10 protein-coding genes and 1 pseudogene are annotated in these 11,963 nt (G+C 42.6%); all 11 read right to left on the bottom strand.

From position 1 onward, the window contains the following. On the bottom strand, window positions 1-396 hold a 396-nt coding region (locus tag QUB35_RS27655; RefSeq protein ID WP_333144833.1), incomplete at its 3' end, for a hypothetical protein. A gap of 12 nt (window positions 397-408) precedes the next feature. Continuing rightward, entirely contained in the window at window positions 409-1,281 is an 873-nt protein-coding gene (locus QUB35_RS27650; RefSeq protein WP_333144832.1) for an Npun_R2821/Npun_R2822 family protein, read from the bottom strand. Then, window positions 1,278-2,252, bottom strand: coding sequence for an Npun_R2821/Npun_R2822 family protein (locus QUB35_RS27645; RefSeq protein WP_333144831.1), 975 nt, complete (start codon window positions 2,250-2,252; stop codon window positions 1,278-1,280). Before QUB35_RS27645 ends, QUB35_RS27650 begins: the two co-directional genes overlap by 4 nt. A 97-nt stretch (window positions 2,253-2,349) precedes the next feature. After that, window positions 2,350-3,462 carry a formylglycine-generating enzyme family protein gene (locus QUB35_RS27640; RefSeq protein WP_333144830.1) on the bottom strand — a complete coding sequence of 371 codons (1,113 nt, stop codon included), beginning with the start codon at window positions 3,460-3,462 and terminating at the stop codon, window positions 2,350-2,352. An 11-nt stretch (window positions 3,463-3,473) separates the two neighbouring features. Next, window positions 3,474-4,424 carry a glycosyltransferase family 10 domain-containing protein gene (locus QUB35_RS27635; RefSeq protein WP_333144829.1) on the bottom strand — a complete coding sequence of 317 codons (951 nt, stop codon included), beginning with the start codon at window positions 4,422-4,424 and terminating at the stop codon, window positions 3,474-3,476. Between the two features lie 143 nt (window positions 4,425-4,567). Beyond that, window positions 4,568-5,809 (bottom strand): glycosyltransferase family 4 protein, encoded by a 1,242-nt coding sequence (locus tag QUB35_RS27630; protein ID WP_333144828.1) that lies wholly within the window; start codon window positions 5,807-5,809, stop codon window positions 4,568-4,570. A 119-nt stretch (window positions 5,810-5,928) separates the two neighbouring features. Then, window positions 5,929-7,932, bottom strand: coding sequence for an ABC transporter ATP-binding protein (locus QUB35_RS27625; RefSeq protein WP_333144827.1), 2,004 nt, complete (start codon window positions 7,930-7,932; stop codon window positions 5,929-5,931). 93 nt (window positions 7,933-8,025) lie between these two features. Continuing rightward, window positions 8,026-9,177, bottom strand: a complete 1,152-nt coding sequence (locus QUB35_RS27620) for a glycosyltransferase family 4 protein (protein ID WP_333144826.1) — start codon at window positions 9,175-9,177, stop codon at window positions 8,026-8,028. 280 nt (window positions 9,178-9,457) lie between these two features. Next, entirely contained in the window at window positions 9,458-10,294 is an 837-nt protein-coding gene (locus tag QUB35_RS27615) for a hypothetical protein (protein WP_333144825.1), read from the bottom strand. Window positions 10,295-10,548: 254 nt separating this feature from the next. After that, window positions 10,549-11,472, bottom strand: a complete 924-nt coding sequence (locus QUB35_RS27610; RefSeq protein WP_333144824.1) for an alpha-1,2-fucosyltransferase — start codon at window positions 11,470-11,472, stop codon at window positions 10,549-10,551. Window positions 11,473-11,568: 96 nt separating this feature from the next. Then, a pseudogene (locus QUB35_RS27605) lies at window positions 11,569-11,963 on the bottom strand (UDP-glucose 4-epimerase GalE); the annotation flags it as partial.

Genomic DNA, 11,963 nt, shown 5'->3' with positions numbered 1-11,963 from the left:
GGAACAGGCATCTTGCCTGTTCTCCAAAGCTTGTTGGCTGTCAGAAACACAACAAAATTTATGAATTGTGGAACAGGCATCTTGCCTGTTCTCCAAAGCTTGTTGGCTGTCAGAAACACAACAAAATTTATGAATTGTGGAACAGGTATCTTGCCTGTTCTCCAAAGCTTGTCTGGTGTCAAAAGCACCCCCAAATTTCTGAATTGTGGAACAGGCAAGATGCCTGTTCTTCAAAGCTTGTTGGCTGTCAGAAAAACCCCCGAATTTCTGAATTGTGGAACAGGCATCTTGCCTGTTCTTCAAAGCTTGTCTGGTGTCAAAAGCACCCCCAAATTTCTGAATTGTGGAACAGGCATCTTGCCTGTTCTGCAAAGCTGGTTGATCATGATACCACATATGATTTTATCCTCACCTACTGAAAACCCGAAATATTTTTTGCACTAAATTTGGTTGTTCCTCATTGAGATAACGATAATGTTTCCAAAGTTGCCAATAAGGACTACCCGATTTAATTGGTATTCCCGCCCAGTGAATATATTTTAACCTTTTGCCTTTGTCATAAAGAACATAATCTATTTCTTGAAAATGTTTGGAACCAGCCCAGCTTCCAGGTTCGCTTGGTGAAGCTTGAACAAGGTTGCAGCGCTTGGGAATCAGCTTAAGAGTAATATAATTTAGTATAGGTTGGTCTGTGACATTTTGAGTAAAGTCAAAATATTCTCGATGCTGCGAACATTCTCGCAAAATTTCATACATTTGCGATTCTGTAATATTTCCTTTTCTGGAAGCCCAAAAACCGCTGTTGAATACATCTTGAAGCTGTGAGTCGGTAAAGATATTCTGTTCTTTTACAGCGGGTGAAAATACATTTCGCAGTTTTTCGCTGAGGTGGTGATAGTCGCAGCAAAAAAAGTCTACTTCTGATAGTTTGTTTAAGTTGGCTGCGATGTCTTCAAAGACGATGATATCGGTATCGATGTACAGAAATTCATCGAGGGGGCCAAACCAGGCGGCGAGTTTTCGCATTTTGTTGGGGAGGGCTAAAAAGTTGCGATCGAACATTTGGCCAATTTCTCTGGTAAACTGTTCCACAAACTCCAGATTTGGGAACAATCGGACCCCGTGGAGACTGCTGAGTGCGGCTGCGACTTGCTGATAATTGTCGTCGAAGGGAATCATAAAAATTGGTACTTGACAATTGTACAGACGTATGCTGTTTAAAAGGGCGATCGCACTTTCGATCACCTTATCATTCGCAACAATATAAATACCGCGATTCATACATTTATCCTCAACCTTCTCAATACCCTGGTTAACAAATTCGCCCCAGAAACCTCAGTATAAGACTTTGGCGCTTCGGCAAAAATCGGACGCTTTGACGGTTCGCGGAGATAGCGGTAATGCAGAAACAAATCGCGATAGGGAAAGTCAATATTTTCGCCCGCACAAACTCTCCGAATTAAATCCGGCGGCACACCAATATAATGAATGTAAGTAAGTCGGTTTCCCTTGTCGTACAAAATTCTATCTTGCTCTTCAAAATGTTTAGAAGTGACGCTACACCCAGTTTTTTCGCCATCCGGGAGGCTATAAGCAAAATTATAGCTATTCATCCCCGTTTTCATCACCATATAATTGAGCAACGGCTGTTCTCCCGCACCTTCATAGAGAATTTCCGCATCGCCCGATTGCAGTTGAGCTAACAGCCATTCCCTAGTATCTTGCTCAAACAATCCTTGCTTGCTGGCGTAAAATCCAGAACAAAATATTTCCGAGTCTATCCGATATTGCTCAAAAAGTTCGAGGAGTTTTGGTGACTGAATATTGTATACTTTAGTGGGGTCGCGAAATTGAAAATCATAAACCACAAAATCCGATTCCTCTAACTTCAGAAAAACCGCATCAAGGCAATTCATCACCAAAGTATCCGCATCCATATAGATAAACTTTTCAAACGGACCGTCGAAAGCGCAAAAGCGCCGATGTGCGCCGTAAAGCCGGAATTTTTTGCGGTTCAAACGCTCGGGTGCGGCTGCTTGCATGAATTTATCCCATCGCTGAATAGATGCGCTATCTTCATAAATAAAGACGTTGGGACGGTTAACAATTTCAGCTTTGATTTGCTCTATCTGGTCGTCGAAAGGATAAATACAGACAGGAGTATTTAAGCCTAAGATAACTTCAATACTGTTGAGCAAGGCAATTAGTTGGTCGTAAACTGTATCGTTGGCAAGCGTGCAAATTCCATTCATATCTATTAGTCCGCGAAGGCGGACTTTGTTTGTGTAGAAGCGGTTTCAACCGCCGAATCATTTAGTAAAATGGTAGAGGAGGGCGATCGGGGGGAGGCTAGGAAATAGGAATATCCAAAGAACAAGCTACACGAAAACCCCAGTATCTGTGACCCTCACCTGCCAAATACCAATAACGACTCATGCTACGGCAATAGGGAGCCTCATCTTCCCAGGAACCACCACGCAGAACTCGGTTATCATCTGTACCAGTTTCCCAAGAACTCCCGTCAGAAGGCGCGTCGATGTAGCTACTGTGCCGCCTATCACTGCACCATTCACAAACGTTCCCGTGCATATCGTAAAGTCCAAAAGCATTCGGAGGAAAACTCCCGACATTAGTTGTTTTTCGACGGTTAACTGGCGATTTTGGAACACGACAGAACTCATTTTGCTTGTAATTCGCTAGATTGAATGTAATAGTTTCCCCAAAATGAAATGGGGTTGTTGTGCCGGCTCGACAGGCGTATTCCCATTCTGCTTCACTCAGGAGGCGATACTTTTTCCCGGTTTTTTGCGATAGTTTGCTACAGAATTCGACGGCATCATTCCAGGATACTTGTTCTACAGGAAGTTTTTCACTTTTGAAATAGGAGGGTTGGTTTCCCATCACTGCTTGCCACTGTGCTTGGGTGATGGGATATTTGCCTGCATAAAAAGCCGGTACTGTGACTTCATGCTGCGGCCTTGCAAAATCATCTATAAGTTTCTCTGTTACTGGCGAACCCATTATAAATGTGCCACCTGAAATATAAACCATTTCCAGCATAACTCCGTTACCTAAGTCTTCTGGGAAGAAGCGAGCAGAGGACGTATTACGACTGTTTTCTGTTCCTTTAGGATCAACTGTGATGACATCAAACTCAAAGATAGGCAAATTGTTTGGTAAATGCAACTTTTCCTTTAAATCTTCTATCTTTTGCAGGAGGAAGTATGCAGCCAACTTCACCTTCATTGATTCATCTTGCAGTGTCCCAATTATTAAATCTAAACCTGCATCTCCATATTTGAGCGCTTCAGACAGTGCAGCAATTTTCACCTCGACAATCGGTGAAGCCAAACGACTCTTAACACCGGGAATCCCGCCTAAAACAGCCGCAGCGAATGGCACTTGAGATTCACCGCCCTTGACGGCATCGTATTCTCTGGGTTGATTTTGGTTTTCTGTCATTGCGCTATTTCCTAAGATACAAAGTTAGACAGCCAATTAAGCAGGTTCAATTCGTGGAGAATGATTTGTCTAGCTTCAGCAATTTTATCCCTCGCTTCATGCCAATAATCCGCAGTAGCTACAACCTCTTTAATAAATTCTACTCCTTTCTCATCCAAACTCGGCAGCCTCAGAAAACTCCCCGCCGGCAACAATTTATCCGCCGCCGAACCGCCGTAATAAATCGGCAAACACCAAGCTAACAAAGCATCCCAAAGCTTCTCGCTGACATACCAATCGTTTTCGGCATAATTTTCAATAGCTAAGTTGTAATAGTATGGTGCCACGGCGTGCCATTTATTGTTGACAGTCCCGTTCCCGCGCGCCCAAGTTGGCAAGTTTCGCCCGTAAAGGTCAAAATCCAATTCTTCTGATTGCAGCAATTTGATAAAGTCTAATCTCTGGCGGTGATTGGCGCTGCGGCTAACACCTGAAGTAATCCAAGAACAGGATTTAGTTTTTAGTGGCGCAGGCATTTCATCTAGTTCTCGAAACGAGTTAGAGTGATACCAAATCGCGGGCATATAATCGGGTTTTGGTGCGAAATCGTCTGGCCCGGAAACGTAACCGCAATAAAGTTTGGCTTGTTCGTAGTTGGCTTTGGTAATTTCAATAACTTCTGGTAATGGTGGCTCGCGGATTAGGTAAATTATCCGTTCCTGGGGGACGCCGCGCAATTTTTCTCGAACGTCATTTTCGGGATTTTGGGGGCTGGGACGGCGAATTTTGTCGAGCCAGGATTGCTTTTTGGAAGGTTGGGGAAAGTCGAATTGATACATGAGTAAAAAGTCTGGTTCGGGGTGGTTGGCGAGCATTTGAATGTTGCCCCATTTGCCGAAGTTGTGGGGAGTTTGTTGCCACAGCCAGTCGCTTTGGTTCATGCCTGGGTATGTGGTGATTGTACCGATAATTTTTGGGTTCATATCTAATAATAAATCGGGTTTTTGCGTGTGGGCGGGGCGGGTTTATGAGATTGTTTACTTGAGGCGATTATGGTTGGTAAAAGCCGCCCCTACTGATAATAAATGTGGTTTTTGCGTTTGGCAGGGCGGGTTTATGAGATTGTTTATTTGAGGCGATGATTGTTGGTAAAACCCGCCCCTACTGAATTTTGAATTATCGGATATCGCACTTGCTCATCTACATAACCCATAATTTTCTGTATCCTATTTTCCCAGGAAAATTGCTTGACAAAATTCAATGTTTCTGCATAACCTTCGCTTTTCCTCGGATATTTGGTTAAACAATCTCGAATGCTTTTTGCAAATTCATACGGGTTATCCGGTTCGCACCAAGTTGCTGCTATATTTCCAGATTTAAATTCCATTAAAGATGCAATCTCCGTCGCTACAATCGGAGTTCCCGATGCCATGTAATCAAAGAATTTTAAAGGAGATGTGAACGTCGCGGCCTCTGTCAAACAGTGCGGGTGAGTCAAAACATCGGCTGCTTGCAGCAAGCTAGCCAGTTGATTTTGAGGCAGGTAGCCGAGAAATTTAATGTTGTTAACTTGCTTGGATTTGGCTAACTGCTGGTATGCTGTTACTTGGGATGAATCACCGCCCGCGATCGCAAATTGAACCAGTGGCAATTCCTTAGCCACATCCACCAACATATCAACACCTTTAAACGGGTAAAGTCCGCCTGCATAAACTGCTAAATGCTGTCTGTCATCTTCTAATAATTGCTGTCGCCAATTCTGGGCAGATTCTGTTTGTCGGGCGAGAAACAAATGGTTAAAACCGTTGTGCAGCATAATTACTTTTTCCGGTGGCATCCCATTCTTAATCATGCTGTCTCGGACAGTATCGGCAACAGTTACAGCAATTTGAAATAGAGGATTGCGAACGATTTCTGATTCAAATTGCTTGTTTTCATGGTGATGCTGTTCGTAGATAGCGGGAATTCCGTTTTTAACTGCTGCTTTGACAAAGTTCCAGTCGCGGGTGTGGACAATTTTAGTGGATTTAAGCAGGTGAATCGGTAAATAGTATTTGGATACTATTGTACTGGAACTCGTCCACTTGCTGTCCCAAAAGTCGATCGGCCACGGCATCGGTAAATCTGCTACTTTTAATTTATCTTGAATATTGTAAATTGTGGCAAGTTTGTCATCGGGTTTCCGGGGTTGAAAAGGAAAAAGCAAATCAACCGGATTCAAAGCACTCCAGCCTTTGCGGAGATATACCAAAACTGCTGGTAAACCGAGATTTGCTGCGGCATTTGCAGAGTGTGCAACTTGAACTAAGCTCGCTACATTGGGTTGCGGCAAGATATTTCGGGTAAAAAATACATAATATTTGGACATGGTAATTGGTAGTTAGTAATTGGTAATTAGTAATTGTTGACTGTGCAGACTGTTGACTGTTGACTGTTGACAACTGCCAACTGACAACTGCCAACTGCCAACTGCCAACTGCCAACTGACTACTTTTTAACAGCCTGACGCTTAATAGTATTTTCTATAAATTCTAAAGTAGTGAAAATATTAGCAGCCGAGTGAAATGATTCTCTGATTAACTCGTCTCTTTCTTCGGGAGAGTCTACCATTTCATCTACGAGCAATTTGAGGTAAGCTATCATGGGAGTCAGGCGAGTGCGAATTTCGTAAGAACCTCTAATTAGAGCTTCATCGCGAGCGGTTTCTTCGGCAAATTGCACTGAATACAAGCGAGTGTAGTACCCTCCTTTGGCTAGCAATTCTTCGTGGGAACCCATTTCTACTACTTGTCCGCGATCGATCACGGCGATTTTGTGGGCTTTTTGGACTGTGGAGAGGCGGTGGGCAATTACCAACGTTGTGCGATCGCAGCTCAATTTCTCGATCGCCGCTTGCACGTACCTTTCCGAAACCGTATCCAGCGAACTCGTTGCCTCATCTAAAATTAAGATTTCCGGATTTTGCAGCAGGGCTCTAGCAATTGAAATTCTCTGACGCTGCCCTCCCGATAAGATCACGCCCCGATCGCCAATTTGAGTATCCAACCCCTCCGGCAATAGTTGGATAAACTCGTAAGCATTCGCCCCCTTCGCCGCTTCCACAATTTCTTCCTCAGTCGCTTGGGGTTTAGCATAAGCAATATTTTCCCGCACTGAAGCATTAAATAAAAACGTATCTTGGCTAACAATACCCATCGCTTGCCTGAGACTTTTCAGCTCAAATTCGCGCAAATCCCTGCCATCTAGCGAGATATGACCTTCAGTAGGATCGTAAAATCTCGGCAGTAAATCTGCCAAAGTTGACTTGCCCGAACCCGAAGTTCCTACCAAAGCCAAAGTAGTACCGTGAGGTAGAAATAAATCAATTCCTTGCAAAACTAAATTTTTGTGGTTAGGATAACTAAAAGATATTTTATTAAAATGAATTCCCGATCGCAAATGAGTGTAAGGCACAGAACCGTTCAGCATAAATGGCTTGTCCTCGCAGCTCAAAAAATCATTAACCACCTCTACACTAGCCGACGTATTAGCAAATTGACTGCGCCCGCTATTCAACTGAGAAATTAAAGGAATTAACCTAAAAAGTACCAATAAGTAGGTTAATAAAATTGTCGAAATAGACTCTATCTCATTAGCAAATATTGTGCGACCTATAAATACAATCAAAATTACAACTATTAAATTAACAACTTCGTTAATTGGGGCGATCGCCGCATAATTTACCTGAGCCTGAAAATCCGCTTGTTCTCGCCTTTGAATTAAATGCTTGATCCGCTGATACTCCCTTTCCTCGTTCCCCGTTGACTTGACCAGCCGAATCCCAGTAATCGTTTCCAACACCCTAACCGAATAATCTTTCGACATTTCAGAAAGCAGGTAGCCAAAATACTTGGAACGGTTAATAATATATTGATTTGCCCAAGCAACTAAGGCCAGCAAAAGTGTAGCTGTCACCGTCAGTTTCCACGAGATAGAAAGTAGCAGACCCACAAACACCAAAACGGTGATTGACGTAGTAAACATTCCGATGGCCGTACCAACTGCACTAGCAGTCCGACCAATCTCTCCGCCCAATCTATTAATTAAATCCCCGACTTTAGTTTTCGAGTAAAAATCTAAATCTACTTCTAACAACAACCGCAAACCTGCTTCTCGCAAATCAAAAGTCAGAGAGCGCGTCAGAGAAGTAGCTACTAAAGTATTGATATAACTCGCAACATTTTTTAAGAAAATTGCCAGCACAACCGCCCCGGTCATCAACATTAAACGCTGATTTTCGGGCATTCCCTCAAAGGGATACATCAAAGTTTTAATTAGAGGTGGAGCACCACGCAGCTCGATAGCGTGCTCTAAAAAACTTAAAAGCACTGGTACAATCAGAGTAGTGCTGATACCGTTGAATAAAGCGCCAGAAAAGCCCAGCATCACAGTTAAGAGAATCCTGCCGGGATATCGTCTGGCAAATTTTAGGAGTAGCTTATTGGCAGACATGAAGCATTCCCAGCTAAACAGTACGGCATCTCAAAATATTCTTTAATAACAGCCAGCTTTTCTTCCTCCCGTGAGTTTTTTTTTAAATAACATTTACATACCTGCGATTATATCTGAAAGTATCGGTTTCATTGCTTCAATACTATATTCTTTTACACATTTTTCCCGAGCTTTCATTCCTTGTAAATTAGCCACTGTAAAATTTTGAAATATCCATTGAATTTTTTGTGAAATTTGAGCGGGAGAACTAGGATCGACTAAATAACCCGTTCCTCCTAAAATTTCTGGAATATCCCCCACTCGCGTAGACAAAACAGGCTTAGCCATTGCCATGCCATCTGTCAGCTTGAGCGGAAACTGAGCCACGGCTGTGAGAGTTTCTCGCTGAGGAACAACGACAACATGAGCCGCCGCTACAACCGACGGCATCATCTCCACTGGAAACCTTGGCAGTTTAATAATCCAACGCCCCCATTGTTTCACAAGTTTATCATCATAATCATCATAAGGACTCCCGCCGACGATCGCTAATTTTAAATCGGGTTCATTTAACTGTTCGAGGGCCATCAAAACATCCTCAACACCTTTGTGAGGTCGCGGCGCACCGGGGAACATTAAGATTCTATACCCGGACAAGCCGTAACGCTGTCTGCTCAATTCAGGATTGTATTTAGCAGGGTCGAACATTGCAGTATCCTTACCATTAGGCAAATATACACCACCAAAACGCTGTTTTAAAAACTCAGTATCAACGGTGACTGCATCCGCACGGTGAATGAGACTTTCCATCCACTTGAGATAGAGGGGATTATCGGGTTCTCTCAATTGACCATTGTGTTTAAAAATATCTCGATAAAGTTGTTTGAAAGAGGGACGGTATTGCCATTCATCTCCCCCGTACCAGCTCAGTTCCCAGTCGTCTATATCTAAAATTATAAAGTGGCGACTCGCCAGTTTTTTTAGCAGCGATAACCCAAAGCTTGTCGGTTTAGGTTTGACTGCATAAATAATATCCCCATCTATTTTTTTCCAAAGTTTTTGAGCATCCATCAAAAACCCCGGATAATTTTGAGCTGGTATCGCACATACGGGGATGTCTCTGGGAGGAATAGCATACAAGTCCTTGCCAAACTGAAATCCCACTACTTCTACATCACATTTAAGCTCTATCAAGACTTGAGCTAATAAAAAAGCACGAATTGCACCTCCTCCTGACAAATCGCTCACTACTAATGAAACTTTCACTGAGTATTTTGTTTAAAACATTTGTTTAATTTTCCTGCTTAACCGAGCTTTTGTCAAGGCGATAGGGACTCACGCACTCCCGACCAAAGCAACCGGGTTTTTAACCAGGGGAAAGGACAGCAACGCGTCTTTTGGTAAAAATCAACCAGTGATGCACCCAGGACTGTTATTCAAGCCAGCAATAATTCTTATAGGTAAATTTTCGGATATGTTGAGGCTAATTTTTTTTATGGTGGGCTGAATTTTGTTGCTTTTGATGCAGTTGGCCAACAAACTTTAATTATTTTAAACGCCAGGGATTGTTAAGTTGATTTGGTAAAAATATTTGAGCCGTGCGATCGACTATTCTAGTAAAGAGCGATCGCGTCACGTTCTTCGCGTATTGAGGGCGGTAAGGATAAGTGCAGTGCATTACTTTAATCGGTTTGTCGATCGTATAAACATCTTTCCACTTATCTAAGTAGTTGTAAACCGGGGACAAAGTTGTCATTTTCGGTTTCACCGATTCCACAGCAGCCGCAAAAGCGCCCTGGTCTTTTAACAGTAGCACATTTTGATGCGCCACTACCATCTCGAAATATTTCTTAAAGTTTGTAAACAATTCCTGAGTTTTACTGCTTTTCGTAAAAGCGATAAATCCGCCATTGTATTGAATGCTATTTTCATTTAGCGGCAACCCGACAGACTGCAAAGTTGACAGAATATCCTGCTTGACTCTTAATAAATTTGCCGCTTTAGCAATCGCAGGCTGCACATCTTCCGTCACCAACAAATCCACCCCATCAAGAAAATCAAACACCTCATCTATTGGCGACAGCAAACAAATATCACAATCCATATAAATAGTTTTCTCAAACAGAGATTCCCCGTACAAAGCCAGCTTAGCTAGCCGCGACGCTAAAACAGGATTTTCATTAGAGGGCGCAGGTTTCAATATGACATTTCCGAACACGTGAAGTAAAGGATATAAAATTAGAGGAACTCTATCTATTAAAATAATAATGGGTTCCCGGTGAAACTTCCTGACAGACGCCAGAAAATGAACGCAATCCTGGAAAGAGTAAAGACCAGTTAAAATAGTGATAAATCCCTTGACTGCTAATTTATTTGAATTCATTAATTTACTTATTGATTTACTTATATAGCAATCCTAAATCATTTGTAAAAATATGTAGGGGTAGTGCTACCCCTACTCCCCGTGCCTACCCCAGTCAAGGCGGGGCAACCGGGCGTGGGTTTTGCCCCTACAAGAATTACACGAATCATTTAGGATTGCTATAGCGGTTCTCAAGCGTGGTGAGGTATGCCCACGGAGGCCTATGCCCCATGCACGTCGGGTACCTCATGTTACTGAGAAATGCTATATTTCCCTCAGTGTGTCCACTCCCAAAAGCTCTCACTCCAGTCATCTCGACCGTGAAAAATTCCTTGCCATTCATAAAAATGTACAAAATCTTTCAGGTTAATTGTTTTATTGACATCGCGGATCATATAAAGAGGTTTATCTCCATAAAAAGAAGCCCACATAGTATAACTGCTAGGCGGCCCGACAACATAGTCGCACTCAGCCAAAGCATACATATCTTCAATTAAATGACCGCTGCCAAATCCACAGTTAAAATCGTCAAAAAAACTCGGATTTTGCGAAACATTAGAACAAATCAAAAAGTTTATTTTTTTGCCTTCAAATAGCCTCATCACATAATTCATGACTTCTAAATATTGCTCACTTGTGTAAAAGTATCTACCCTTTTGATGCTGAACATAATCCCCTTGGCGGATGTGAATTCCGACTAGGATATCAGAGTTATTTTTTAAAGTCAATATCAAACGATCTACATTGATTCTATATCGCTCTAATGGTGCAAAGTATGCTCTAATCGGGTCGGCGTACTTGTGTAAATAGGGGATATCTTCTACAAACCAGCCATCTCGAAATAGCCAGCCTTGAAAAAAAACAATTGAACCCTGCTTGATTTGTTCGATCTCCTGATATTTGAGCCAACTAAAAGGTTGTTTTCGGGTTATTTCTTGCGTTTTTAATATTTTTTGGTTGCTTAAATACTTAATAAAATTATAATATTTCCTTTTGACAAACTTGTTACCGGCTGCGGTAAAATATGGAGGAGGATAACAACACAAAAAATCCCCTGCGGTTCCCACAAAGAATTCTGCATATTCGTCAAAAGCAGGATTGAGAACAGTCAAATTATGCTCGATCGCCCAAGCAATGAAATTAGCAAAAAGCAGCAGTCGGTTGCCCAGTTGTCCCGATTTAGCAGATATTATTAGCATATTGTATTTTTGGGGCGGGCGGGACGCCCAACCCTACTCCCCACAAGAATTCAATCAAACTTTGCTGTAATGGTAAGGTGCGCTGCACCTTAAAGACTAAGAGTTGTGGCGTTTTTGGTGCCACTGCCAAGCATGGGAGATAATGTTCTTAATTTCGGGATATTCAGGAGACCAGCCCAAGGTTTTGATGGCTTTCTCGCTGCTGCAAACCAAAGCAGGTGGGTCTCCCGGACGCCGCACGAAACCGCCTTAATCTCTTTTCCCGTCACTTGACGAGCCGTTTCTATCACCTCTTTCACCGAAAACGCGCCGCCATTGCCCAAATTAAAGAAATCAGATTTGCCACCATTTAGCAAATATACTAATCCTAAAATGTGACCAGATGCCAAATCGTTAACGTGAATGTAATCCCGAATGCAAGTACCGTCAGGAGTCTCGTAATCCGTGCCAAAAATCGCGATCGAATCTCGTTTACCCAAAGCCGCGAACAA

Origin of the sequence: Microcoleus sp. B13-B6 (assembly GCF_036705405.1) — a bacterium.
Lineage (GTDB): Bacteria > Cyanobacteriota > Cyanobacteriia > Cyanobacteriales > Microcoleaceae > Microcoleus.
Note: the sequence above shows the minus strand (reverse complement) of the source record. Positions and strands in the feature narration are given on the sequence as shown.

Excerpts from the sequence above, each read along its gene's own strand:
- QUB35_RS27650 (WP_333144832.1), bottom strand. The coding sequence starts at position 1,281 with ATGAATCGCGGTATTTATATTGTTGCGAATGATAAGGTGATCGAAAGT.
- QUB35_RS27645 (WP_333144831.1), bottom strand. The coding sequence starts at position 2,252 with ATGAATGGAATTTGCACGCTTGCCAACGATACAGTTTACGACCAACTA.
- QUB35_RS27640 (WP_333144830.1), bottom strand. The coding sequence starts at position 3,462 with ATGACAGAAAACCAAAATCAACCCAGAGAATACGATGCCGTCAAGGGC.
- QUB35_RS27635 (WP_333144829.1), bottom strand. The coding sequence starts at position 4,424 with ATGAACCCAAAAATTATCGGTACAATCACCACATACCCAGGCATGAAC.
- QUB35_RS27630 (WP_333144828.1), bottom strand. The coding sequence starts at position 5,809 with ATGTCCAAATATTATGTATTTTTTACCCGAAATATCTTGCCGCAACCC.
- QUB35_RS27625 (WP_333144827.1), bottom strand. The coding sequence starts at position 7,932 with ATGTCTGCCAATAAGCTACTCCTAAAATTTGCCAGACGATATCCCGGC.
- QUB35_RS27615 (WP_333144825.1), bottom strand. The coding sequence starts at position 10,294 with ATGAATTCAAATAAATTAGCAGTCAAGGGATTTATCACTATTTTAACT.
- QUB35_RS27610 (WP_333144824.1), bottom strand. The coding sequence starts at position 11,472 with ATGCTAATAATATCTGCTAAATCGGGACAACTGGGCAACCGACTGCTG.